23 protein-coding genes and 1 pseudogene are annotated in these 24,987 nt (G+C 70.1%); 7 read left to right on the forward strand and 17 right to left on the reverse strand.

What is annotated here, in order from left to right; genetic code table 11:
- Both ACSNOK_RS05415 and eccD read right to left on the reverse strand, forming a co-directional pair.
- Positions 1-214 (reverse strand): annotated as a pseudogene (locus ACSNOK_RS05415) (hypothetical protein); the annotation flags it as partial.
- Between the two features lie 10 nt (positions 215-224).
- Positions 225-1,592: a type VII secretion integral membrane protein EccD gene (eccD, locus tag ACSNOK_RS05420; RefSeq protein ID WP_436779414.1), complete on the reverse strand. Its 1,368-nt coding sequence runs from the start codon at positions 1,590-1,592 to the stop codon at positions 225-227.
- A gap of 65 nt (positions 1,593-1,657) precedes the next feature.
- Between eccD and ACSNOK_RS05425 the strand changes: the two genes are divergently transcribed.
- On the forward strand, positions 1,658-2,110 hold the full coding sequence (locus tag ACSNOK_RS05425; protein ID WP_436779415.1) for a hypothetical protein: 453 nt from the start codon (positions 1,658-1,660) through the stop codon (positions 2,108-2,110).
- 124 nt (positions 2,111-2,234) lie between these two features.
- On the opposite strand, the gene ACSNOK_RS05430 is transcribed toward ACSNOK_RS05425, so the two are convergent.
- The 10 genes from ACSNOK_RS05430 to pepN form a co-directional block, all read right to left on the reverse strand.
- Positions 2,235-2,621 carry a hypothetical protein gene (locus tag ACSNOK_RS05430; protein ID WP_436779416.1) on the reverse strand — a complete coding sequence of 129 codons (387 nt, stop codon included), beginning with the start codon at positions 2,619-2,621 and terminating at the stop codon, positions 2,235-2,237.
- A 146-nt stretch (positions 2,622-2,767) separates the two neighbouring features.
- Positions 2,768-5,365 carry a hypothetical protein gene (locus ACSNOK_RS05435; RefSeq protein WP_436779417.1) on the reverse strand — a complete coding sequence of 866 codons (2,598 nt, stop codon included), beginning with the start codon at positions 5,363-5,365 and terminating at the stop codon, positions 2,768-2,770.
- Positions 5,362-5,763, reverse strand: coding sequence for a DUF6507 family protein (locus ACSNOK_RS05440; protein ID WP_436779418.1), 402 nt, complete (start codon positions 5,761-5,763; stop codon positions 5,362-5,364). Before ACSNOK_RS05440 ends, ACSNOK_RS05435 begins: the two co-directional genes overlap by 4 nt.
- 26 nt (positions 5,764-5,789) lie before the next feature.
- The gene (locus ACSNOK_RS05445) at positions 5,790-6,098 is read right to left on the reverse strand and encodes a pore-forming ESAT-6 family protein (RefSeq protein WP_436779419.1); all 309 of its coding nucleotides are present in this window, start codon (positions 6,096-6,098) and stop codon (positions 5,790-5,792) included.
- Between the two features lie 2 nt (positions 6,099-6,100).
- Positions 6,101-6,442, reverse strand: a complete 342-nt coding sequence (locus tag ACSNOK_RS05450) for a hypothetical protein (RefSeq protein WP_436779420.1) — start codon at positions 6,440-6,442, stop codon at positions 6,101-6,103.
- A gap of 419 nt (positions 6,443-6,861) precedes the next feature.
- Positions 6,862-7,086, reverse strand: coding sequence for a hypothetical protein (locus ACSNOK_RS05455; RefSeq protein WP_436779421.1), 225 nt, complete (start codon positions 7,084-7,086; stop codon positions 6,862-6,864).
- Positions 7,087-7,661: 575 nt separating this feature from the next.
- A complete protein-coding gene (locus tag ACSNOK_RS05460; RefSeq protein ID WP_436779422.1) occupies positions 7,662-7,862 on the reverse strand; it encodes a hypothetical protein in 201 nt (66 codons plus the stop codon).
- A 361-nt stretch (positions 7,863-8,223) separates the two neighbouring features.
- Positions 8,224-8,745: a hypothetical protein gene (locus ACSNOK_RS05465; RefSeq protein WP_436779423.1), complete on the reverse strand. Its 522-nt coding sequence runs from the start codon at positions 8,743-8,745 to the stop codon at positions 8,224-8,226.
- A 166-nt stretch (positions 8,746-8,911) separates the two neighbouring features.
- Positions 8,912-9,946, reverse strand: a complete 1,035-nt coding sequence (locus ACSNOK_RS05470; protein WP_436779424.1) for a hypothetical protein — start codon at positions 9,944-9,946, stop codon at positions 8,912-8,914.
- A gap of 114 nt (positions 9,947-10,060) precedes the next feature.
- Positions 10,061-12,658 carry an aminopeptidase N gene (gene pepN, locus ACSNOK_RS05475; protein WP_436779425.1) on the reverse strand — a complete coding sequence of 866 codons (2,598 nt, stop codon included), beginning with the start codon at positions 12,656-12,658 and terminating at the stop codon, positions 10,061-10,063.
- Positions 12,659-12,899: 241 nt separating this feature from the next.
- Here pepN and ACSNOK_RS05480 point away from each other — a divergent pair, with 241 nt between their 5' ends.
- Positions 12,900-13,535, forward strand: a complete 636-nt coding sequence (locus ACSNOK_RS05480) for a mycothiol-dependent nitroreductase Rv2466c family protein (protein ID WP_436779426.1) — start codon at positions 12,900-12,902, stop codon at positions 13,533-13,535.
- 187 nt (positions 13,536-13,722) lie between these two features.
- On the forward strand, positions 13,723-14,421 hold the full coding sequence (locus ACSNOK_RS05485; RefSeq protein WP_436779427.1) for a hypothetical protein: 699 nt from the start codon (positions 13,723-13,725) through the stop codon (positions 14,419-14,421).
- Positions 14,422-14,672: 251 nt separating this feature from the next.
- Here ACSNOK_RS05485 and ACSNOK_RS05490 read toward each other — a convergent pair whose 3' ends face one another.
- The 3 genes from ACSNOK_RS05490 to ACSNOK_RS05500 all read right to left on the reverse strand — a co-directional run bounded on the left by ACSNOK_RS05490 (position 14,673) and on the right by ACSNOK_RS05500 (position 18,516).
- Positions 14,673-15,314, reverse strand: coding sequence for a superoxide dismutase (locus ACSNOK_RS05490; protein WP_004951124.1), 642 nt, complete (start codon positions 15,312-15,314; stop codon positions 14,673-14,675).
- A 199-nt stretch (positions 15,315-15,513) separates the two neighbouring features.
- Positions 15,514-16,929: an amino acid permease gene (locus ACSNOK_RS05495; RefSeq protein ID WP_436779428.1), complete on the reverse strand. Its 1,416-nt coding sequence runs from the start codon at positions 16,927-16,929 to the stop codon at positions 15,514-15,516.
- Between the two features lie 186 nt (positions 16,930-17,115).
- Positions 17,116-18,516, reverse strand: coding sequence for an amino acid permease (locus ACSNOK_RS05500; protein ID WP_436779429.1), 1,401 nt, complete (start codon positions 18,514-18,516; stop codon positions 17,116-17,118).
- A gap of 386 nt (positions 18,517-18,902) precedes the next feature.
- Here ACSNOK_RS05500 and ACSNOK_RS05505 point away from each other — a divergent pair, with 386 nt between their 5' ends.
- Entirely contained in the window at positions 18,903-19,496 is a 594-nt protein-coding gene (locus ACSNOK_RS05505) for a biotin transporter BioY (protein WP_185944954.1), read from the forward strand.
- Between the two features lie 90 nt (positions 19,497-19,586).
- On the opposite strand, the gene ACSNOK_RS05510 is transcribed toward ACSNOK_RS05505, so the two are convergent.
- A complete protein-coding gene (locus ACSNOK_RS05510; protein WP_436779430.1) occupies positions 19,587-20,207 on the reverse strand; it encodes a Uma2 family endonuclease in 621 nt (206 codons plus the stop codon).
- A gap of 246 nt (positions 20,208-20,453) precedes the next feature.
- On the reverse strand, positions 20,454-21,887 hold the full coding sequence (locus tag ACSNOK_RS05515) for an amino acid permease (protein ID WP_436779431.1): 1,434 nt from the start codon (positions 21,885-21,887) through the stop codon (positions 20,454-20,456).
- 156 nt (positions 21,888-22,043) lie between these two features.
- On the opposite strand from ACSNOK_RS05515, the gene ACSNOK_RS05520 reads away from it, so the two are divergent.
- From ACSNOK_RS05520 to ACSNOK_RS05530, 3 genes are all read left to right on the forward strand, one after another.
- Entirely contained in the window at positions 22,044-22,532 is a 489-nt protein-coding gene (locus ACSNOK_RS05520; protein ID WP_436779432.1) for a ribose-5-phosphate isomerase, read from the forward strand.
- 114 nt (positions 22,533-22,646) lie between these two features.
- Complete coding sequence (locus tag ACSNOK_RS05525; protein WP_436779433.1) at positions 22,647-23,456, forward strand: Fpg/Nei family DNA glycosylase; 810 nt, start codon at positions 22,647-22,649, stop codon at positions 23,454-23,456.
- A gap of 197 nt (positions 23,457-23,653) precedes the next feature.
- Positions 23,654-24,799, forward strand: coding sequence for a PP2C family protein-serine/threonine phosphatase (locus tag ACSNOK_RS05530; RefSeq protein WP_436779434.1), 1,146 nt, complete (start codon positions 23,654-23,656; stop codon positions 24,797-24,799).
- Positions 24,800-24,987 lie beyond the last annotated feature (188 nt).

Here is a 24,987-nt window from a genome sequence, read left to right on the forward strand (position 1 = left end):
GTACTGGGGCGGGGGGTGTCGTGGGCGCGACGGGCACCGGGGTTACGGGAGCGGGGCCGGGGATCACATGTGCACGGTCCACGGCCGCACGGTCGACGGCTGCACGGTCCGCGGGCGCGGAGTCGGCGGACGCGTGGTCGGCGGGCAGCGCCCGGCTCGGTGGCGCGCCTCCGAGGTCGCGCAGGACATCACTCTGCCAATCCTGTGCCGGCATCCACATCCTCCTAGAACTGGTGGAGCAGACGCTCGAACACGCCGAACTCGCCGACGACGAGGGGGAACAGGGCGATCAGGCCCAGGGTCTCGGCCAGGTCCGCAGCCCTGCGCAGCCGAACCCGCACATGCTCCGGCGGCTGGACCGCGAGCACCCCGAGGGGTATCAGGGCGAGTACGGCCAGGGCCGCCAGGGGCCCATACGGCGAACCGCCGGCCTCGTCATGCCACAACACCACCAGCCGCACCAGCAACACACCGGCCCCGGCCAGCAGCACGACGACCTCGGGCACCAGCGGGAAGGCCCGGGACCGCGAGAAGAGGACGAGGGCGGCCACGGCGGTGAGCGCGACGTTCCATGGGGAGGCCGGGCCGGTCACCGCCACAAGGCCGCCGGCTGTCGCGGACACGGCGACGGTCGCCGTGGCGAGGATCAGGCCCCGGTGCGCGGCGGCCAGCGCGGTACGCACCTCGTACCGGCTCACGGAGGCACCTCCGGCACGGCGGTCGTCCAGCGCGGTCAGACCGGCGGCCATCAGAGCGGCCCGGGGCAGCGCGCCGAGCGCGACGACGGAGACGACGACGAGGACGCAGCCGATCCGGTCCGCTTCCCGCTGCACGAGGGCGACGCCCTCCCAGACGCCTGTGGTGACGACGACGGCACCGGCGCCGATCAGGCCGCCGCGGCCCAGGGGAGAGAACAGCCCGAGGAGCACAAGCGCCCATGCCCATACGGCGGCGACGGCGACGAGCCGTACTTCCCAGGACCACCCGTGTCCGTCGGCGGCGGCCCACACGGCCAGCGTGCCGATCTCACCGGCGATCAGTACCAGCGCAGTGCCGAGCGGGCGCCCGCCTCGCGCGGCGGTCGCGGCCCCGAGCAGCGCGGCGAGCACCGCGGCACCGGCGAGCGGCAGTGTCACGGTCGTCGCTCCCGTCGCGGTCCGGGCGAACAACGCCGCCACCGCGGCCAGCACCGCGGCCGCCACCCCGGCCGTCCACTGCCGGGCGGCGGGCCGCCAGCGCCAGGCCCGTACCCCGAGGTCGTCCGCGACCTCGTCCGTGACATCGTGCACGACCGGAGCCGACGGCGTGTCCTCGATCCGCACCAGCCGCAGGATCGCCCCGTCGGCGACGTCCGCCTCGGCGAGCGACCTCTCCTGCGGCAGCAGGGTCCCGTCCACGGCCATCAGGTGCCGCGCGGCCGGCGGACCGTCGACCCGGTCGCTCAGCAACCGGAGTACGTCCGGCAGTAACCGTCCGATCGGCTCGTCGGCGGGCAGGACGACATCGACGCGCCGGTGATCGGCGACGAGCGTCACCCTGCTCAACCGCCCCGGCGCGGCCCGCAGTTTCGTTTTCGTCCCTACGTTCGCCACTCGGCCGAACCTATCACCGGGCTGTGACACGATGATTGGCGGACGGGTGCGATGCCGCTTTCCTAGTGGGCGACGACGACGGTGACTTCGACGGCCGCTTCTTCGGCATGGGCGTCGTCTTCGGGCTCCGCGAGGGCGAGGGCGACGGGGACGTCGACGGCGGGACGGTGGTCGGCTCGGCACTCGGCGGCGCCGGCGCCGAGGGGACCGCGGTCGGCGCGGCAGGCGACACCGGAACCGGCACCGCGGGCGCCGCCGGCGGCGCGAACGTCGGCTGCGGCACCGGCCGTTCCCGACGCTGCTCCTGCCGTTGCTGCCGCTGCTGCTCCCGCTGCTTGGCGATCACATGCTGCACAAACCCCCACCCCACGCACCCCGCACACAACACAGCGGCCAACGCGACCCCGGCGAACACCCGCCCGACCTTCTCATCGGCCGTCCGCCGCGCCCGCTCCACCCCGAACAACAACGCATCCCGCAACCGCCGCCGCCGCACGGAGACGGATTCAAGGAGCTGACTGTCGTAGTCCTTCACTGTCGCCGCGTCCTCCGTCAGCGTCGGGTGCTGTCTCCAATACCGGGTTCGGATGCGTCGACAGCCGCCGTTTTGTTCTGCCAACCGTGTCCAGACGAGAACGGTTGTCAGTCCACGTGTTCCGCGTCCAGGGCATCCAGCGCAGCGCTTTCCAGGCTGACGAAGGGTTTATCCGACAAGTACTTTTCGCGGGGCTCCAGGGGGAGGCGCCACGGCCAAAAGGTGGCCCTCCCGTGTTCCACGGGGAATTCTCCGCCTCTCTGCCAGAGGGTGAGCAGCGGCTCGTAGGGGTCCGGCAGTGACGGTACAGGCCTCCGGGTATTCTCCATGACAACTGCCCAATGGACGGCATACCTGGAGAGCGTTTCGGTATGCCCGAAGAGGGACCGTTCCTCGAAATATTCGATCAAGCGCTTCCTCATCTCCTCCGGAAGAGGTACGGCGGGATCGAAGCAGTCCGGGAGGTCGGCGTGCGGCCAAAAGGCGGTATGCACGAGATGGTCACCCCACAGTGCGACTCGGCGCAGGTGCTCTCGCATCAGTTCAAGACAAGAGGGTGAGTGGACGTCGGTAGGTGGCGAGGGGCGCCAGTCCATCGAAGTAATGAGTTCCAGGGTCCTATCGGCTGAACCTGCTGCCTTCACGTCTTATCCTGTCCTTTGATCACTCTGAGCACCGCCTTCACGACCTCGTCGAGGTTGGAAAGGTCGGCCTTTATAGGAACCTTCAGTTCGAGGCCGATATTATATTCCTTCCATCTGTACAGGCTCTGCTCGTGGGTCAGTTCAGGTATGGTGTCGGATGGCGCGTAGTCGTGCGCGCCGAGTCTCCTTGTGTCCGGCTTTACCCCTGGCACCTCTCCCCAGTAATCTGGTTCGGTTGATCTGTAGGGTATTCCTGCCTGCATGAGCTGGTGCTCTACGTATTCGTGTTGTATAAGCGCTCGTAGGTACGACTCTGTGTCGTCGCGCAACCTGCCGATTGGGTTGGCTCCCTTCTGCCAAGCGTCAGCTACGCTCCGCAAAGGTGTGAAGTATGCGTTCCTCACCTCTTGTTCGCCGGCGACCGGTATGTCGTGTTTGTCGAGGAATAGGTTCTTCTTCGCCACTCGAACGACGTTTTCGTCTACCTCCAGCTTTTCTGCTATCTCGCGTACGTCCGTGTCGTTGGCCCGGATGCGTTGATAGATATCATGCAATTCCTGTCGGTGGCGCTGGCGGTGTACCCGTTTGCCTTCGGCCTCTCCCAGGCGTTCGATGTCGGAATGAGGTCCTTGGCATTTGGGCGGGCATATATGGTCGGGCGCCTCGGGATACCGAGTGCCATCCTCCATAGTGTGACCCGGAACTTCCCGGACCGGACCGGCGGCCCCCGGCGAGCCGTCGCCGTCTCCGGACCTGCCGGCCGAGTCGCCGTCGTGGTCGTGCGCCGAGTGCAGGTCGTCAGGGTCGGGGCCGTCGTGGCCACCGTGCGGAGAGTCCCCGTGGTGGGAGTCATGTGGGGCATGGCTGTCATGAGCGGTGGGTTCATGGCCGGGCCGTCCGTGTGCGGAGTCGGTGTGCTCCGCAGAATGACCTGCTCCTGAGTGGCCGCGCTCCTCCGCACCGGTCTCGCGCCCCCGAGGCGGTTGTCCGTGGTTCTCGCCTGAGTGCGGTGCCCCGTGCTCGGACCGATGTGACTGCCCGGACGCGGGCCCGTCGGCGCCGCGTTCTGCACGCTGCGGCCCCTCGGCCGGACGCTCGTGTGAGCTGACGGTCGAGCGCGGCGGCGCGTTCACCTCCGGCGCGTGCCGGGCCTCGGCATGGGACCGGCCCCCGCCCACCGCGACGGGTTCGCGGTCGGACGGCACGTGCGCGCCGGTGGAAGACGGCTGATGAGGGGTCGGCCGCGGTGCGGAGGGTGCCGTTGCCGGGCCGTCGCCGTGTTCGCCGGAGTGGCCGGTCCGCCGCAGCTCCGCACCCCCCGGCTCGGCCCGTACCGGCCCATGCCCCCGCACCTTTCGCCCGAGGATGTCCACCAAGGTGTTGTCCGGCCGGAGGTAGCGCGCTCGGCCCGGGAGGACGCTCGCGTCGGGGAGGCGGACCGAGCCGTCGGGGAGGCGTTCCATGCCGGGGGTGCGGTCGCGGAGGGCGTTGGCCAGGTCGCCTGCCTTCGGGAGAGAGGAGGACAGTTTGCCGATGGACTTGTTGAGGACGAAGCCGGTGCCTTTGCCGATGTACGTGACGGGGTCGATGTACCGGCCGGTCTTGCCGACGGCGTTGATGATTTTCGCGGCGGCGCTGGCACCTCCCTTGGCCACGGCTCCCGTGCCGGTGGCCGCCGTGAGGACGTTGAAGGAGGCGGCGCCCGCCGCCCGGGCCGGGTCCTTGTCCCACTCGTCGTAGGCGACGAGCGCCTTGGCCGTGTCGCGGGCGGCTTTCTTGGAGTCCTCGAAAAACTTGGGGAGGTAATCGTCGGGGATCTCGTATGCCCCCGTGCCGTAGATGAGAGCGCCGACGGCGGTCTTTCCCAGGCCCGCCCACGCCTGGCCCATTTTGTCCCAGCCGTTCCCGCCGGCCAGGGTGTACAGACCTTTGACGGCGCCCCCCATGCCGTCGATGACCACGCCGTCCCAGACGAAAGTCTTGACCGAGTGCCACTCGTACCAGTCGTACTCGCGCTCCACCGGATCGCCCCATGGCAGCTTGGCGTGTTCGAGCGCCTTGGCGTCGTAGCCGTACATGAACGCCTGGTGGGTGCCGTCGTCGGTGGTGAAGCGGGGGCCGCCCACCAGCGCCGTGATCTTGCTGGCGCACCGGCGTTCGACGTCCTGGAAGGCGAGCCACGTGGTCTTGATGTCGTCGCGGATGCGGTTGTGGTGGTTGGTCTTCTCGCTGTCGTGCTTCCACCGGCCGTCGCCCTCGACCGACATCATGAACGTCTCGGCTTCCAGGGACAGTGCCGCCAGCTTCTGCGCGAGCGGCCGCGCCTCGGCCGCGTACTCGGACAGCGCGCCCGCCACTTTGTCCAGCTTCGCGGCGAAGGCGTGGGCCCGTTCCCGTACCGGCAGCGTCGTCGCGAAGAGCTGCTCCGCCTCCGGCGCCCGGTAGTGGGCGGCCAGCCCTTGGAAGCGGGAGTGGATGTCCGAGCCGGTGCCCCGCAGCCGGGCGGCGTCCTTCCGCAGCGCACCGATGTAGCTCTCCAGGAGCTCCAGGTTGCCGGTGAAGACGGGGACTTTCTCCGGCGTGAGCTCCGTCATGGTCTTCCGCCCTTCCGGGCCTGGGCGGCGAGCGCCTTGAGGTCCTGGGCCCGGAGGGCGTCGTGCTGGGCCCGGGCGGCCATGGTCAGGTCGCCCTTGATGTACTCCAAGGTCGCCTGGTGCGCGCCGTTGACCGACTGGCCCGTGCGGGCCACGATGAACAGCAGTTCCTCTTGCGTGTGCTGGGCGAAATATCCGAGCGCCGCGGCCACGGCTCCCCCGCCGCCGCCTTTGCTCTTCGCCGCCTCCCCGGCGGCCGCGACGGTCCCCGCACTGGTGCCCGCGTGCTCCATGTCGGAAATGTACGAAGCCAGTTCGTCCTTGAGCGCGCGGGCGGCTTCAAGTGTGTTGCGCAGCGCGCCGTCCACACCGTTTACGTCGATGTCCCAACCGGACACGGTTGTTCAACCCCCCCCGGCCGAGCTCAGCCGATCCCGTCCACCGCGGCCTTCGCCCGGGCCAGCGTGGACTGCGCCGTGGCGTCGTTCTGCTCCATCGTCGAGCGCAGCAACCGGATGATCTGACGCACCTCGGCGGCGGCGCTCTGCCAGCGCAGCTCCTTGTCGTGGTACTGCTCGGAGACGCCGTCGGCCTGGAAGTCGGCCATGGCCGACTTCACCGCGGCGTCACGCTCGTTCAGCACGGCCTCCAGCCGGGAGATGATGCCGTGCAAGGCGGTCTGCACCTGTGTGGAGGCGCCCAGGTCGTAGCTCCGACGGTCCGTGGTCGACATCGTCAGCCTCCCTGGCGGCCCGCGAACCGCGCCGCGTCGAAGTTGGCGGCGGCCATCTGCCGGCGCGCGTTGTCCGCGTGCTCCTGGTCGCCCTCGCCGAACGAGGTGTCCATGCCGGCCTGGCCGCCCAGGATGGCGCTCAGCGCGCCGTTGAGTTCCGCGGCCACCTGTTCGGAATGTGACTTGAACTGATCGAACGCCGCCCGGCCGGCGCCGTTGAACTTCCCTTCCAGCGGCTGAGCCGCGACGATCAACTGCTGGATCAATTGCGCCAGATCGCCGTGCGAACCCTGCGTCCGCGAGACCAGGCCGGACAGCGTCGCCTGTCCCATGTCGAACTTCACGAACCCACCCCCATAACCTCGTGTGGCACGCGGTGTCTCGAACAGCTCTACCAGGCGCCCAAGCGGCGGCCAAAGCAAATGCCGTCAGGGTGAGTTGGCGTCGACGTGATTCAGCCACCATCCCGTCACTGTGGCAGCACCATCGTGTACCACCGTGCTGCCCGCTCCGCCGGTGCCGCCGGTGCGGTGCGGCTCTGGCAGTCGGGGGGCGGGGTTCCAAGCGGGGTTGGGCCTCTGGTGGGGCGCGGCCGCCAGTGCCGACGTTTCGCCTCCTCCGTGCCGGTGGCGGCGACCGCGCTGGTCCCGTGCCGAAGCATGCGGCCGGCGCGCGGGCGAGTACCTCGGTCGGCAAGCGGTCGAGGGTGAGCAGTAATAGCCATGGGATGGGCTCCGCGATGAGCGGTCGGCGCATCCGGAGGTCAGAAGCGCCTCTCCGCGTCGATGGCGTCCAGCACCGCTTCGTCCAGCGCCACAACCGGATCTCGCGAAAGGTATCTGTCCCGGGATTCCAGAGGCAGGCGCCACGGCAGGAAGGCGGCATGACCGTGTTCCACGGAGAACTCGCCACCGCGCTCGTAGAGAACGAACAACGGCTCGTACGGATCGGGCAGCCGGGCGAGGTGGATGCTTGTCTCGTCCAGCATGAGCGCCCAGCGCATCATGCACGTACACAGCATGGTGGTATGGCCGAAAATGACGTGATGGTCCAAATGGTCGATTACCCGTTCCCAAAGATCTCCGGGAAGCCGAATGGTGGGATCGACGGACCTCGCGAGATCCGGGTACGGCCACGTGGTGGTCCCGAGGTGATGTGTCCATAGTGCCGTGCGGCGCAAGTGCTCACGCATCAACTCCAGTCGCGACGGCGAGTGGCTCAAGCCGCCGTCGCGAGGTCTCCACTCGATGGCAAGAAGTCGACTTACGGCAAGGCGCAAGAGCCTGCCGGCGCCGGCGTTTCGGTTCGTTGCGTCATTTCGCGCCCTTCATCGTCCGAACGGGTCGACGGTCTCCCTGCGCGTCGAGTCCCGGAAGCCCGTCCTCGGCGTCCGCGCGGAGGCGGCCTATCGGCCGAGTACTTCGACCCGCGTCCTTCCCGCTCGGGGCCACTGTTGCGGCAGCGTCTTCGGTGGTCGCCGGGTTCTCGTCGGGTGGCTTGGCCCGATCGTGCCGAAATGGGCGACCGTGGCGGCCGGAGACCGAAGCCGGGCCAGGTGGGTGCTCAGTCCGCCCGCTTCGCGTCCAGGGCATCCAGGGTGGCGCTGTCCAGGCTGACGAAGGGCTTGTGCGCCACGTACTCCTCGCGAGGCTCGATCGGCAGGCGCCAGGGCCAGAAGGTGGCCCGGCGGTGCTCTATCGGAAATTCTCCGCCCCGCTGCCAGAGGATGAGCAGTGGCTCGTAGGGGTTTGGCAGCGGTGGCACGGTCCTCTCTGTCTTCTGCATGACGACTGCCCAGTGGGCGGCATGCCTGGAGAGCAGTACGGTGTGCGAAAGGGGGCTTTTTCCGTCAAAATGCTCGATCAAGCGCTCCCTGACGTCCTCAGGAAGCGGTACGGCGGGATCGAACCCCCGGGGGAGGTTTGCATGTGGCCAGGAAGCGGAGTGCAGAAGATGGGAATCCCATAGGGCAACGCGACGGTAGTGCTCCCGCATCAGCTCAAGGCGGGACGGCGAGTGGAAGTCGGAGCCTCCTGTGGGGCGCCAGTCGATCGAGGTGATCAGTTCCACTACTTCGTCGGGCAGCGCGATGGCGGGCATGTCTCACGCCGGCCTTGTCGCCGCTTCATTCATGGCGTCGGTATGGAAAGCGGTTCTCTTCGTCGATGGCATCCAGTGTCCTTCCGTCCAATGCGGACAAGGGCTTTTCCGAGGCGGACCTGTCCCGTTCCTTGAGGGGCACGAACCACGGCGGGAACTCCGCCCACCTGTTGTTCTCGACCCGGAACTCGCCTCCCCTCTCGAAGAGGATGAGCAGCGGTTCGTAGGGGTCGGGCAACCCGGGCAGGGGAAGCTTCGTTCGGTCGAGAACGCATGCCCACTCCACCATGTGCCTGCACAGCATCGAGACATGGGCGAAGATGACGTTTTCTTCCAGGTACCGGAGCAGCTCTTCTCGGCTGTCCTCGGGTACCTGGACCGTGTTGTCGAAGATCCGCGCCAAGGACGGGTAGGGCCATTCCGGCGTCTCGAGGAGATCCGCCCACAGCGCGACGCGTCTCAGGTGCTCCCGCATCAAGGCCGCGCACGAGGCCGGGTGCGTCTCGTCCCCCCTCGGGCGCCATTCGACAGCCGTGATGCGTTCCATCACGGAATCCATCGACGATCTCATGCCTTCGATTCCGTTCTCCAGGGCGGCCGCGTGTCGCCGGGGTGAGGCACTATGTCTCGCACAGGATTATCAGACGCTCGGTCTTGCTGCCAACTGAATTGCGTGACGCCGTAGTTGGAGTCTTTTGGCGAGTCGTCAGCCGTCACCGCGGCAGTACCACCACATACCCCCGCGCCCCCCGCTCCGCCGACGTCGCCAGGGCCGTGCGGATCACGGCTGCCTGCTGGTCGGGGGATTCGCGGAGCTTGCGGGGGGTGAGGTGGACGACGGTGAGGCCGAGGTGCTCCAGGTGTTGGCGCTTGCGGGACTGGTGGTCCCAGACGGCGTCGGGTTCCTGGCGGGGAGCCCGGGCGTCGATTTCGACGACGACGCCGTGGTCGGGCCAGTAGGCGTCGACCGGGCCGAGGGACGGGCCGCCGGGGAGGCGGAGTTCGACGTTCCAGAGGGGCGCGGGCAGGGCGTGATCGGCGACCATGGCGTAGAGGCGGTCCTCGGCCAGGGAGCGGCCCTCGGCGAGGAGGACGTCGACGGCGTCCACGATGTGCGGGCGGTTCAGCAGCCGGGCCCGGGAGAGCTCGCGGACCAGTCGGGCCGCTTCGCAGTGGCCGCCGCGGACGGCCTCGGTGAGCAGGCGGCGGATCTGCTCGGGGTCGGTGAGGCGGGTGACGGCGTCCGAGACGGCGCGGGCGACCGGGGCCACCGGTACGCCGGTCACCAGACGGGGCCGGGGGACGGTGTGGGTGCGTACGGGGCGTACGAAGCCGGCCTCGCGGAGGCGTCGGGTGCCGGGCACGAGGACGTCGATGTGGTCGATGCGCAGCAGCGGGGGAGCGCTGGTGAAGCGGTAGAGGGCCAGCGCCGCGAGGCCGGTGATCATCGCTTCCCCGTAGGGGGCCCCGGCCTGGGGCTCCCGGGGTTCCTGGGTGGGGATCCCCTGGGTGCGGGCCCGGGTGTACATCAGGGCGGCGTGCAGCCGCTCCTCGCTGGTGGCGGGGCCGGTGTGGAGCAGGTAGACGCCGGGGAGGAGCTGCTGCCAGGGACCGCCGGGGCGGCAGCGCTCGGCGGCCGTGGACGAGGAGACGCCGTGCTCGCGCAGCTGCCGCGCGGTCAGCACGCGGTGGCGGACGTCGGAGAGGTGGTGGAGCGGGCGCGGGGAGAGGGGGGTCTCGTAGCTCATGACCCGGCCATTCCCGCTGTGCGCCCGCTCCTTAACCCCTGTTACAGGCTCGTCGACAAGTGCGGACAACTCCGCGCAGATGCACGGTAGTTCGATGAGTCGAAGGGAGGGGGGTCAGGCCGCCGTGGCGTCGCACTCCTGTGCCCTCAGGGCCCGCGCCAGGTCGTCCCGGGCCTCCAGCACCAGCCGGCGCAGGGCCGGCGGGGCGTCGGGGTGCTCCGCGAGCCAGGTGTCGGTGAGGTCCAGGGTCCGCCGGTCGTCCTGGAGCATCGGGAACAGGCCGCGCACGATCGCCATGGCGATCTCGATGGACCGTTCCCGCCAGACGCGCTCCAGCGCGGCGAAGTACGGCTCCACATACGGCGCGAACAGCTCCCGCTGCCCCGGCTGGTCGAAGCCCGCGAGGGTGGCTTCGGTGAGGGCGTTGGAGAGGGTGTCGGACTCGACGACGGTCGCCCACGCCTCCGCCTTGACCTCCGGGTCCGGGCGCGAGGCCAGGCAGCGGACGTGGTGGCGGCGGCCGGTCGCGGTGTCGTCGCGGCCGAGCTCGGCGTCGATCAGCGCCTTGTCGGCCGCGCCTGCCGAGGCCAGGGCGGCCAGGAACGTCCAGCGCAGCTCCTGGTCCACGTCCAGGCCGTCGATGCGAGCGGTGCCGTCGAGCAGCCCGCGCAGCAGCTGGAGGTCGGCCTCGGTGGTGGCGGCCTGGGCGAGGAACCGGGCCCAGGCCAGCTGGTGTCCGCTGCCCGGCTCGGCCGTCCGCAGCTCGCTCAGCGCGCCGCGGGCCAGCTCGGCGGCGCCCCGCTCGCGCCACTCCGGCGCCGCGTAGTGGACGAGCGCGGTGCGGGCGCAGAGGTGCAGCATCTGGAGGACGCCGATGTCGGTCTCGGCGCCGGCGAAGCGCAGCACCAGGTCGAGGTAGTCGCGGGCGGGCATCAGCCCGTCGCGGGTGAGGTTCCACAGCGCCGACCAGCACAGCGCGCGCGCCAGCGGGTCGGTGAGCTCGCCCAGGTGGCCGCGGAGGGTGGCGAGCGACTGCTCGTCGAAGCGCATCTTGCAGTACGTCAGGTCGTCGTCGTTGACGAGGACGAGGTCCGGCCGCTCCACGCCCGCCGCCTCGGGGACGACGGTACGGGGGCCGGTGACGTCGACCTCGATCCGCCGGTAGCGGACGAGCTCGCCGCCCTGCCGGCGGTAGAGGCCGACCGCCACCCGGTGCGGGCGCAGCTCGGGGTGGCCGGCGGGCGCCTCCTGGAGGACGGCCAGCTCGGTGACGCGGTCCGCGGCGTCGTACGTGAGCTGCGGCGTCAGCGAGTTGACGCCCGCGGTCTGCAGCCAGGACCGCGACCAGGCCGTCATGTCGCGCCCGGAGGTCTCCTCCAGGACGGACAGCAGGTCGTTCAGGCGCGTGTTGCCGTACGCGTGGCGCTTGAAGTAGCGGCGCGCGCCCTCCAGGAACGCGTCGCGCCCGGCGTAGGCGACGAGCTGCTTGAGCACCGAGGCGCCCTTGGCGTACGTGATGCCGTCGAAGTTGAGCTTGGCGTCCTCCAGGTCGTGGATGTCCGCCGTGATCGGGTGGGTGGAGGGCAGCTGGTCGGCCCGGTACGCCCACGCCTTGCGCTGGTTGGCGAAGGTGACCCAGGCGCTGGTGTAGCGGGTGGCCTCGACCTGCGAGAACGAACCCATGAAGTCGGCGAACGACTCCTTGAGCCACAGGTCGTCCCACCACTCCATGGTCACCAGATCGCCGAACCACATGTGCGCCATCTCGTGCAGGATCACGTTGGCCCGGCGCTCGTACGCCGCCCGCGTCACCTTGCCCCGGTAGACGAACTCCTCGCGGAAGGTGACGCAGCCCGGGTTCTCCATGGCGCCGATGTTGTACTCCGGGACGAACGCCTGGTCGTACTTGCCGAAGGGGTACGGGAAGTCGAAGTGCTCGTGGAAGAAGTCCAGGCCCTGCTTGGTGACGGTGAGGATCTCGTCCGCGTCGAAGTGCGGGGCGAGCCCCTTGCGGCAGAGCGCGGCCAGCGGGATCTCCAGCGTGGTGCCGTCGGGCAGCTTGTGGCTGTAATGGTCACGGACGACGTGGTATGGGCCCGCGACGACCGCCGTGATGTAGGTGCCGATCGGCTTGGTGGGGACGAAACGCCAGGTGGCCGCCGTGTCGTCGGCCGGCTCGACGGGACCGTCCTGGGCGCCGTTGCTGATCACCGTCCACTCGGCGGGGGCCGTCACGGTGAAGGTGTAGGGGGCCTTCAGGTCGGGCTGCTCGAAGTTCGCGAACACCCGGCGGGCGTCGGCCGGTTCGTAGTGCGTGTAGAGGTAGACCTCGCCGTCCTCGGGGTCGACGAAGCGGTGCAGCCCCTCGCCCGTCCGGCTGTAGGCGCACTGGGCGTCGACGGTCAGGACGTTCTCGGCCGCCAGGTCCCGCAGCGCGATCCGGGCGCCGTCGAAGACCTCGGCCGGGTCCAGCTCGCGGCCGTTGAGCGTGACGGCCGTGACGGAGGGGGCGACGAGGTCCGCGAAGCTGTCCGCGCCCGGCTCGGCGCAGCGGAAGCGGAGGGTGGAGACCGACCGGAAGGTGCGCGGGCCGCCGTCCGGGTTCTCCGGACCCACCGCGGACCGCAGGTCGAGCGCCACCTCGTAGGCGTCCACGGTCAGCAGCGCGGCCCGTCGCCGGGCCTCCTCACGGGTCAGGTTCTCACCGGGCACGGCAGGGCTCCCTCGTCTGATCGGCGTCTGGCCGGTATCTGGTCGGGTCTGGGTTGATAGGGACGATTCTGGGCGGTTCTGTACGGGTCAGGTCGTATCAGGTCGTATCGGAGACGCCGTGCGATCGGTGTCCGACCGGCTCCGTCGGTACCGTCGCTCGACGTCTTTCGAACATCAGGAATCATGGCACGCACGGCGTCGTTGCAACCGTGACCGTCCTGCTTCCTCCGAGGAGACCCGCATGACCGAGACCGAGAAGGTCACCGCCGATTTCTGGTTCGACCCGCTGTGCCCCTGGGCCTGGATGACGTCCCGCTGGATGCTGGAGGTCGAGAAGGTCAGACCCGTCGAGGTGCGCTGGCACGTGATGAGCCTCGCCGTGCTCAACGAGCACCGGCTCGACGAGGTCGACGAGAAGTACCGCGAGCTGATGATCCGCGCCTGGGGCCCGGTGCGGGTGTGCGTCGCGGCGGCGAAGGAGCACGGCGAGGAGGTGCTCGGCCGCCTCTACACCGCCATCGGCACCCGCTTCCACAACCAGGCGCTCCCGCAGGACCGCGCCACGCTCGTCGCGGCGCTGGAGGAGGCCGGCCTGCCCGCCTCGCTGGCGGACGCCGCCGACACGGACGCGTACGACGAGGAACTGCGCGCCTCGCACCGCAGCGGCATCGAGAAGGTCGGCGAGGATGTCGGCACCCCGGTGATCGCCGTCCCCGGGCCGGATGGCGCGGAGGTGGCCTTCTTCGGTCCGGTCGTCACCCCCGCCCCGAAGGGCGAGGCGGCGGCACGGCTCTGGGACGGCACCCTGCTCGTCGCCTCGACGCCGGGCTTCTTCGAGATCAAGCGGACGCGGACGGTCGGGCCGATCTTCGACTGATCCCGGCTCCCCGGGCGGCCGTACGGGCGCCGGGGCGGTGCCGGCCCCGGTTCGGTGCCCCCTACGTGCACCCTAGGGCTCCCCTAGGGAGCCCCTGGGGGCGAGCTCAGGGGAGCCCGGAGGGGCGGTCCCCCGACCGAACGCGGTCGGCGCGCGCCCGTCCCTCCCCTCCCTTAGGGTCCGAACCATGGGCCAGACCGACCTCTCCAGGCCGCTGGGCCGCGACGGCGGCTGGGCCGAAGCCGAGCCGCCCTGCCGCAATGCCGCCTTCGCCGAGCTGCCCGTACGCCCGTACGACCTGCTCACGCTCGGCGCCTGTCGGGCCCTGGCGGCCCTGTGGTCCCTGCTGCGGCTGCGCCGGGCGGCGGGCATGCTGCGGCACTACCTCCGCGCCACGGGCGGCAACCGCCGGATCGACGCCGAGGAACTGCTGGCCCTGCCGCCCGTCCGGGCCGCGGTCGAGGAACAACTCGCCCGCTGGCGCGCCGAGGCGCTTGCCCGGTGGTCCGGGGACGGACGGTGGCCGGGGAGCGAGCACCGGTTGGGGAACGAGCACCGGTCGGGGGACGAGCGGTGGCCGGCGGGGGAGCGGACGCCCGCCGCGTACCCGGCCGACAGCGGCTGGCGCGACCTGCTGATCACCCGGCGCGTGCACCCCGACTGGTGGCTGGCCCTGCGCTGCGTGGAGTTCCGGCTGACCGGCACGGTACGGGTGGACGCCGGCGGGGAGACGGCCGTCGACTACCGCTTCGCGGTGCACAAGGCGTGGAACTTCGACCGGGGGCGGTCGGAACTCGGCGTCCCCTTCGCGCCGTTCGCCCGCCTCCACGAAACGGGCCTGGCGCGGGAGTTCACAGTGACGGGTGAGGCGTTCGGGCACGGCTGACCCGCCCGTCACGCCTACTGTCCCCCTACGGGAGCCCGGCCCCGCGCCGCTCGGCCCTCCGCGACCGCCCGGGAACGGCCGGTCCGGCCTGCCGCCGCGCGCCCTCCGGGGATGAGAGCATGGGGGAAGGCCCCGCGCGCATCGACCGCGGGGGGCCTTCCATTGCCTGCCGCGTGACACGGGTGAGAAGACGATCACGAGCAGGCCGCTTCAGGGGCCCGGGGGGAAGACATCCGGGCCGGAAGCCAGGATCAGGGGGCGAGGAGCAGCGCGTTGGTGCGCTCCTTGGCGGCGGCGTAACGCTTCGCCACGTCCTGCCAGTTGACGACCTGCCACATGGCCTCGATGAAGTCCACCTTCTGGTTCTTGTACTGCAGGTAGAAGGCGTGCTCCCAGGCGTCGAAGACCAGGATCGGGGTGGAGCCCTGGCCCACGTTGCCCTGGTGGTCGTAGACCTGCTCGACGATCAGCTTGCCGCTGAGCGGCTCGTAGGCGAGGACGCCCCAGCCGGAGCCCTGCGTGGTGGCGGACGCCTTGGACAGCTGCGCCTTGAACTTGGCGAAGGAGCCGAAGGACTCGGCGATGGCGTCGGCCAGCTCGCCGACACCGTCCTTCTCCAGGGGCTCGCCGCCGCCGTCACCGGTCATGTTCTGCCAGTAGATGCTGTGCAGGATGTGGCCGGAGAGGTGGAACGCGAGGTTCTTCTCCAGGCCGTTGACCGCGCCCCACTGGTCCTTGTCCCGGGCCTCGGCGAGCTGCTCCAGCGTGTCGTTGGCGCCCTTGACGTAGGCCGCGTGGTGCTTGTCGTGGTGCAGCTCGATGATCTTCGCGTCGATCACCGGCTGGAGCGCCGCGTAGTCGTACGGAAGTTCAGGAAGTGTGTAGATGGCCATGCCGAGCCCTCCGACTGCTTATTGCAATTAACTTGCAGGTAGACGCTATCAGCAAGTGCGTCTTCTTTCCCTTCGGACCATGGGTCAAGGGTCCTTCTCCGTCAAAAGACCGAGGCGGGGTCGGTCCTGGTGCTCAGGACCGACCCCGCCTCGGGGACTTGCTCGGGAGGGTGCGGGGACGCGGGAGACGGACGGGCCGTCAGCTCCGCCGGCGTGCCGTGGCGCGCTGGCGGAGGTAGCCGACGAGGGCGAGGGCGGCGGTGAGCCCGGCCGTGGCGTAGAGCTGCTGGGCCGTGTCCTCCTCGCGCAGCATCAGGCCGAGGGTGCAGAGGATGCCGACGAGCGCGGCGACGGTCAGGTAGGGGAACCACCACATGCGCACCACGAGCTGCCCCGGCCGCTCCTGCTCCATCCGGTGCCGCATCATCAGCTGGGTGACGGCGATGAAGCCCCACACCACGAGGACGGCGGCGCCGGTCATGTAGAGCAGCCACTTGAAGACGGTGTCCGGCCACCAGTAGCTCAGCAGCACCGCGAAGAAGCCGAAGGCGGAGGAGGCGACCACGGTCCGCCGGGGGACGCCGGAGGAGACCTTGCCGAGGAAGCGGGGGCCCTCGCCGCGGTCGACCAGCGAGTGCGCCATCCGGGACGCGCCGTAGATGTTGGCGTTCATGGCGGAGAGCAGGGCGATCAGCACGATCACGTTCATGATCTCGCCGGCGGCCGGGACGTCCAGGTGCTTGAGGACGGCCACGTAGGGGCCTTCCAGTACGGACTTGTCGGTCCACGGGATCAGGGTGACGACGACGAGCATGGAGCCCACGTAGAAGAGGGCGATGCGCCACATCGCGGTGCGCACCGCCTTGGCGACGCCCTTGACCGGCTGCTCGGACTCGGCCGCGGCGATGGTCACCGTCTCCAGGCCGCCGTACGCGAAGACGGAGGCGAGCAGGCCCGCGACGAGGCCGTCGGTGCCGTTGGGGAGGAAACCGCCGTGGCCGGTGAGGTTGTCGGAGCCCGGTGCGTCGGTGCCCGGCAGCAGGCCGCAGATCGCGAGTACGCCGAGGACGAGGAAGACGCCGATCGCCGCGACCTTCAGGGTGGCGAACCAGAACTCGAACTCGCCGAAGTTGCCGACGGCCGCGAGGTTCGTCCCGCAGAAGATCGCCATGAAGAGCAGGACCCACATCCAGGAGTCCGTGGACGGGAACCACTTGACCATGATCGCGGCGGCGCCGATGGCCTCGACGGCGATGCCGACGCAGAGCTCGATCCAGAACATCCAGCCGGCGGTGAAACCGGCCCACGGGCCGATGGCCTTCTCCGCGTGCACCGAGAAGGTGCCGGACGCGGGGTTGGCAGCGGCCATCTCGCCCAGCATCCGCATCACGAGCATCACCAGGAGCCCGGACACCGCATAGGCGAGGACGATCCCCGGCCCGGCGGCGGCGATGCCGGTGCCCGAGCCGACGAAGAGGCCGGCGCCGATCACGCCGCCCAGGGCGATCATCGAGAGGTGGCGCTGTTTGAGGCCGTGTGACAGTGCGGCGCCGGTGCCCGGCGCCGTATCGGTGACCTCGCGCTCGGGCGCGGAGGTCGCATCTGTCCGAGTCATGGTCGTGTCTGTCCCCGTGGAATGAGTGATGAAAGGGTTGCTACAACGGGCAACAACCCGGAAAAGTTGCCTCAGTGTGGGGGTGATGTTCGCTCAGGACAACACTTGTCACACAGATGTCCGGTATTTAGACACGGGGATTACTCTCCGCATCTGATATATCGCCAGAATCGACGCTTTTACGTATTAGGCGCGGGCGCGACGGCGGAGCCGGAGCTCCCGGATCCCCGCGACGGCGAGCACCGCGGCGGTCGCCGCCGCCGACCACAGCAGCTGCGGACGGGCGGCCTCGTCGGTGAGCATCAGCACCAGCACCGCGGCCATGCCGGCCAGAGCGGCCCAGGTCAGATAGGGGAAGCACCACATACGCAATGTCAGTCGCTCGGGCATCTCCCGTTCGATCCGGCGGCGCAGCCGCAGCTGCGAGGCGGCGATCAGGCCCCAGACGAAGAGGAGGACCGCGCCGACCGAGTTGAGCAGATAGCGGAAGATCGAATCCGGCCACTCAAGGTTGAGGACGACGGACGCGAAGCCGAACGCCACCGAGGCGAACACCGCCCGGCGCGGCACCCCGCCGCGCGAGACGGTCAGCAGGGAGCGGGGCGCCTCGCCGCGCTCGGCGAGCGAGAAGACCATGCGCGACGAGCCGTAGAGGTTGGCGTTGAGCGCCGACAGCAGCGCCACGAAGATCACGATCTGCATGATCTGGCCGGACGCCGGCACCCCGATGCGGTCCAGCACCGCCACGTAGGGGCTCTGCCCGGGCTTCAGCGAGGACCAGGGCAGCAGGGTGACGATGACGAGCATCGAGCCCACGTAGAAGAAGAGGATGCGCCACACGGCGCTGCGCACCGCGCGGCCCACCGCGCGCTCCGGGTCCTCGGACTCGGCGGCGGCGATCGTCACGACCTCCAGGCCGCCGAAGGCGAAGGCCACCGCGAGCACGCCGGAGATCACGCCGCTCCAGCCGTTGGGCAGGAAGCCGCCCTGGCCGGTGAGGTTGGTGAGGCCCACGGGGTCGGTGTCCGGGAGCAGCCCGAAGATGGCCAGCAGGCTGAGGCCGAGGAAGAGGAGGATCGCGCCGATCTTCAGGGCGGCGAACCAGAACTCGAACTCGCCGAAGTTCTTCACGGCGGTGAGATTGGCGGTGGTGAACACCACCATGAACACCAGCACCCAGGCCCACTGCGGCATCCCCGGCACCCAGCCGTGCGCGATCTGCGCGGCGGCCGTCGCCTCCACGGCCAGCACGATCACCAGCAGGAACCAGTAGAGCCAGCCCACGGTGAACCCGGCCCAGCGGCCGAGCGCCCGCTCCGCGTGCACGGAGAAGGAGCCGGACGCGGGCATCGCCGACGACAGCTCGCCCAGCATCCGCATCACCAGCATGGCGAGGGCGCCCGCCAGCAGGTACGAGACGATGATTCCGGGGCCCGCGACGGAGATCCCGGCGCCGGAGCCGACGAACAGGCCGGCGCCGATCACGCCGCCCAGCCCGAGCATCGTCAGATGCCGCTGCTTGAGCCCCGCGGACAGCGGCTCTCTCTCACCGGCGAGCGGCTCGGCGGCGGGGGGTGCGTCGTGCATGGGGGGCTCGTACTCTCGGTTCGTGCGGCGCGCGCGTCGGAGGCGCGCTTCTGCGGTCGCGCGATCTCGGCGGTGCCGGCGGTGCCCGCGCCGCCCTCGGACGGGCGGCGGGCGCACAGCATGCGACACGTGACAAGTGCGCGCAAGTCTCACCATTCTCCCGGTGCGACGGCGGGAACCAAGCCGAGCGGCCCTTTCGGTGACGAGCATCACTCGGCCCGTCGCCGAATTTCGGAACCCACCAAAGCGGGTGGAGGGCCTTTGTGACCGGCGCCCCATGCCGAATCCGGTGAGCTGGGCTAACGTCGCGGTGTTCTTGTATGAGCCCCGTAAGTTCTTGTACGAGTCCCGAGTCCCGTATCCGACCCTTCTCCAGCGGAGTACCGATGGCCAGCGCCGCAGTTTCAGTCCCCCGGACCGGTACGGTCCTCGCCGATCTCCTGCCCGCGTCCTCGTCCCGGGCCCGGGACGTCGCCCTCGTCGTCGGCGGTGCCGCCCTCACCGGGCTGGCCGCCCAGCTCACCGTGCCGGTCCCGGGCTCGCCGGTCCCGGTCTCCGGCCAGACCTTCGCGGCCCTCCTCGTCGGCACGTCGCTCGGCGCCCGCCGCGGCTTCCTCTCGCTCGCCCTCTACGCGCTCGCCGGCATCGCCGGCATGCCCTGGTTCGCCGAGGGCAAGTCCGGCGCGGCCTTCCCCTCCTTCGGCTACGTGCTCGGCATGCTGCTCGCCGCCACCGTCGTCGGCGCCCTCGCCCGCCGCGGCGCCGACCGCTCCGTGCTGCGCACCGCGGGCACCATGGCCCTCGGCACGGCGATCATCTACGCCGTCGGCGTCCCGTACCTGGCGCTCGCCCTCCACATGCCGCTCGGCGACGCCGTGGCGGCGGGTCTGACGCCGTTCCTCATCGGCGACGCGCTGAAGGCGGCGCTGGCGATGGGGGCGCTGCCCACGGCCTGGAAGCTGCTGGGCCGGCGGGGCTGAGGTTCCGCTTTCCGTACGGGCGCGTGCAGCGCGGCAGACGCTGGGTAGCCGGCTCGGCGCCCAGCCGGTCGGGGAGGGGTGCGGGGCCTCTCATACGCCGTACCGGGGCAGCGTGTCCGTAGACATTTCGCCGTTGAGATGATCGGGCAGAGGGACCGGATCCCCGTACTTGCCGCGAGTGATCGTCCGGTAGCCGTCGTCGGACGGGAGTGAGTAGAGGATCCAGGCGCCTTTGGAGGGAAAGAGGTACAGAAGGAAGGGCACACCGGATTCGGCGTACCAGGCGACCTTGTCCGCGATGGCTCCCGGCCGTTCGGAAGGAGAGACGACCTCGATGGCGAGCTCTACTTCCTCGGCGGACATCAGCTTCTCGTCGACCGACATGGAAGCTGCCGGGCACACCACAAGGTCCGGGATGACGTAGTCATCAGGATCGTCGGGCAGCGGGATGGCAACGACCTCGTAGGTGCGCAGGCCGTCGGCGCGGCAGGGGCGCAGTAGCTCCCTGAGCTCGTCTACGGTCTCCGCGTGGCGCCGGCCGGGCGCGGGGGACATCATGAACGTTCCTCGGATGATCTCGACCCGAAGGCCGGTCGCGTTCTCGATCTGCTCGGCGATCTCCCGAGGGCCCCCCGTCATCGTCGGCACCGCACGCAGACCGGTGGACGGTTCGGGCTCCGGAAACTCGTAGTGAACGGGCTGCGCAGACAAGGTTCGCTCCTTCCGTGGTGCAGTCCAGTCTGCCCCCTGAAGGGGCGAGGCCGCCCGATGCCGAGTTCCTCGACCGTAGGGGTGGGGATGCCCCTTACGCCATCCGTGGCCGCTTCTGCTTGTGCAGTGACACTTTCCGGTTCTTGGTGCCACGCCTGCGGTCGAAATGTTCCCCTACGTGACCGAAAACGCACGACGCCCGGCCCGCCACCCCGAGGGGTGACAGACCGGGCGTCCGCTCGTTCGCTACTTCACCGCCTGCCGGCGCCGGTCCATGACCAGGCCGATGACCAGGACGATCGCGGCCACCAGGACGGAGAGGGCGACCTGCTGCCGGTTGTCACCGCCGTCGTAGACCATGTAGCCGAGCACGAAGAGGATCATGCCGATCGTGGCCCAGGTCAGGTACGGGAACAGCCACATCCGTACGACCAGCTTCTCCGGCGTCTCGCGCAGGATGATGCCGCGCATCCTCAACTGCGTGAAGCAGATGACCAGCCAGACGAAGAGCGCGACCGCACCCGACGCGTTCAGCAGGAACTTGAAGACCGTGTCGGGCCACATGTAGTTGAAGAAGACCGACAGGAAGCCGAAGACGACCGATCCGAGGATCGCCGCCTGCGGCACGCCGCGCCCGTTGACGCGGGCGAACGCCTTCGGCGCGTCGCCGCGCCGGCCGAGCGAGAAGGCCATGCGGGAGGCCGTGTACAGGCCCGAGTTGAGGCAGGAGAGGACGGCGGTCAGGACGATGACGTTCATGACCTGGCCGGCGTGCGGGATGCCGATGGAGTTCAGCGCCGCGACGTAGCTGCCGTCCTTGACGATCTCCTTGGCGTTCCAGGGCAGCAGGGTGATGACGACGAAGATCGAGCCGAGGTAGAAGACGGCGATGCGCCAGATGACGCTGTTCGTCGCCTGCCGGACGGCGCGCTGCGGGTTCTCGGACTCGCCGGCGGCGAGGGTGACGATCTCGCTGCCCATGAAGGAGAAGACGACCATCAGCACACCGGTGAGGATCGCGCCGGGACCGTTGGGCAGGAAGCCGCCCGCGTCGGTGAGGTGGTCGAGCCCCGCACCCGGGTTGTCCGAGCCGGGCAGCACGCCGAAGACCGCGAGGCCGCCGATGACCACGAACGCGGCGATGGCGACGACCTTGATGCCCGCGAACCAGAACTCGAACTCGCCGTACGAGCTGACCGAGGCCAGGTTGGTGGCGGTGAGCACGACCATGACGATCAGCGCCCAGGCCCACTTGGGCACGTCCGGCACCCAGCCGTTGAGGATGGACGCGCCGGCCGTGGCCTCGACCGCCAGGACGACGACCCAGAAGAACCAGTAGAGCCAGCCGATGGTGAAACCGGCCCAGCGGCCAAGACCGCGGTCCGCGTAGGCGGAGAACGAGCCGGAGGTCGGGTTGGCGGCGGCCATTTCGCCGAGCATCCGCATGACGAGGACGACCATCGCGCCCACGAGGGCGTACGAGATCAGAATGGCGGGGCCGGCGGCGGCGATACCGGATCCGGAACCCACGAAGAGTCCGGCGCCGATGACTCCACCAATGGCGATCATGGAAAGGTGGCGGTTCTTGAGTCCGGCCTTGAGACCGTCCCCCGTCCCCGGCGCGGCGTCGGCGGGATCGCCGGACGACGCCTTCGTCATGGTCGGCGGTATCGCGCTCATGGGCAGTTTCCTTTGGTTCTCGGGTTGCGAGCCCCCGCATTAGAACTTTTCGAAGGTGTATTTCGGAAGACCCGAATCCGTATCGTTGCATTCACGCGCTGTACCGATCGGGGAGCGTGGCACGGGCACCCGCCGGGACGTGCCACACTCGGACGCATGCGCGTGTACCTCGGCTCCGACCATGCCGGTTACGAACTCAAGACCCACCTCGTCGAGTGGCTCACGGCCCAGGGCCACGAGCCCGTCGACTGCGGTCCCCACATCTACGACGCCCAGGACGACTACCCGCCGTTCTGCCTCCGGGCCGCCGAGCGGACCGCCGCGGACGAGGGCAGCCTCGGCATCGTGATCGGCGGCTCCGGCAACGGTGAGCAGATCGCCGCGAACAAGGTGAAGGGCGTCCGCGCCGCGCTGGCCTGGAGCGAGCAGACGGCCGCGCTGGGCCGGGAGCACAACAACGCCAATGTGATCGCGGTCGGCGCCCGGATGCACTCCCAGGAGGAGGCGACCAAGTTCGTCGAGGTGTTCCTCGCCACGCCGTACTCGGGTGAGGAGCGTCACACCCGCCGCATCGAGATGCTCGGCCGGTACGAGACGACGGGCGAGCTGCCCGCGATCCCCGCGCACCACCCGCGGCAGGACTGACCACCCCGGACGTCCCCGGGCCCGCCGCGCTCGCGGCGGGCCCTCGCCGTTCCGAAGCCGCCCCGAAGGCCGTTTCGAAGACCGTTCCGGAGACCGTCCCGGGAGGACACCGCCATGCCCGAGGGGCACACGATCCATCGCCTGGCGGCGGACCACCGCGCCCTGTTCGCCGGCCGCCCGGTCAGGGCGACGAGCCCGCAGGGCAAGTTCGCGGACGGCGCCGCGCTGGTGGACGGGCAGGTGCTGGAGGAGGCGGAGGCCCACGGCAAGCACCTCTTCCTCGGCTTCGGAGCGGCCGGCTGGATCCACGTCCACCTCGGCCTCTTCGGCAAGTACACGCTCGGCGCCGCCCCCGCGCCCCCGCCCACGGACACCGTCCGGCTGCGGCTCGCCACCCCCGACGCGTACGCCGACCTGCGCGGCCCGACCGCGTGCGCCCTGCTGACGGACGGTGAGAAGCAGGCTATACACGACCGCCTCGGGCCCGACCCGCTGCGGGAGGACGAGGACCCCGAACCGGCCTGGCGGCGGATATCGCGCAGCAGGACGAGCGTCGCCGCCCTGTTGATGGACCAGAAGGTGGTCGCCGGGGTGGGCAATGTCTACCGGGCCGAGGTCCTGTTCCGGCATGGAATCGATCCGTACCGGACGGGACGTGATCTCACCCGCTCCGAATGGGATGCCATCTGGCACGACCTGGTGGCGCTGATGCGCGAGGGCGTGCGGAACAACAGAATCGACACCGTGCGGCCGGACCACACCCCCGAGGCCATGGGCCGGCCGCCGCGGGTGGACGACCACGGGGGCGAGGTGTACGTCTACCGCCGCGCCGGACAGCCGTGCCACGTCTGCGGGGAAGAGATCAGGACCGCCGGGCTGGCCGCCCGCAATCTGTTCTGGTGCCCGGGCTGCCAGCGCGGCTGAGGGCCCGGCGGGCGCGGCCGGTCCGCGCGTTCCGCTTGTACGACCGGTTTCCCCGCCGCACGGCCATGCGAGGGGCCGTATAACCGATCAGGTGAGCGTCTTTCGCATAGGGTTGCGGCCCAGGTGCCCCGCGGGCAGCCGTGTCGGCGCGGCGTGAATCGACGCGCCGCCGAATGGGTGGATAAGGTCCCGAAGCAATGACTGGCGGTGCGGAGACCCCGACGGCCCGGATGCGCAAAGCACTGCACCGGGCCCGCACGAGCGTGCGCAAGGCAGGGGTCGACTACTTCCGCGGCGACGGCTCCGACTGGCTGGCCCTCAGCGCCCTCCTCTTCTCCGTACCGGCCCTCGCCATCGGCACCATCGCCCAGCCCGAGTGGTGCGCCCCCGCCGCCCTGGTGCTGCCCATCGTCGCCGGCGGGCTGCTGCTCCGCCCCGCCAGCCTGCTCGGCCTCTACGCGGCGGCGGCGACCGCCCTCATCATCGAGTCGGCGGTCCTCGACCCCGCCGCGTACGGCGCCGACCGCGTCACCCCCGGCACCATCCTCGTCGTCGCCGCCGTCGGCTTCCTCGGCCTGCTCATCGCCCAGTTCCGCAGCCGCGTCGGAGTCCCGTGGCGGCGAGGCGGAACGATGCTCTTCGACCTCCGCGAACGCATCCGCGTCCAGAGCAAGCTGCCCAAACTGCCGCGCGGCTGGCACCGGGAGATGGCCCTCCGGCCCGCCGGCGGACAGTCGTTCTCCGGCGACTTCGTCGTCGCCGCGCGCACCAACGGCGGCCGGACGCTGGAAGTGGTGCTCACGGACGTGTCCGGCAAGGGCATGGACGCCGCCTCCCGCGCGCTGCTGCTCTCCGGCGCCTTCGGCGGGCTGCTGGGCTCGCTGCCGCCGCACGCCTTCCTCCCCGCCGCCAACGGCTACCTCCTCCGGCAGGACTGGGACGAGGGGTTCGCCACCTCCGTCCACCTCGTCCTGGACCTGGACAGCGGTGACTACGAGCTGTTCTCCGCGGGACACGTGCCCGCCCTCCAGCTCAGCGCCGGGTCCGGGCGCTGGGAGGAGAAAGCCGCGGAAGGGCCGCTGCTCGGCGTCTACGACGGCGCCGAGTTCGACTCCGTCAAGGGGCGGCTGCGCCCCGGCGACGTCCTGATGCTGTTCACCGACGGCCTGGTGGAGACCGCGGAACGCGAGCTGACCGAGGGCATGGACCGGCTGACCGGCGAGGCCGACCGGTACGTCACCACCGGATTCGCGGGCGCGGCCTGGCACTTGATCGAGGCCGTGGCCAAGGACGTCAACGACGACCGGGCCCTGCTGCTGATCTGCCGCGACCGGCGCGACTGAGCCCCCGCGCGGGACGGGCGCGGCCGAGGAACCCGGCGCCGGTGCGGACGACGGGCGGCTCGATGGTCGCGCGGTGAATTCCGAGCGGACAACGGCCTTTTCCGGCTTCTCCCGCCGTTTTCCGACCCCCGCCGTTTCCGCCCGCGCGGGTTCCCGGGTCGCCGGGTCCGGGGCCATTCCCGTCCCGC

The sequence above is a fragment of the Streptomyces sp. URMC 126 genome (genome assembly GCF_051386555.1).
GTDB lineage: Bacteria > Actinomycetota > Actinomycetes > Streptomycetales > Streptomycetaceae > Streptomyces.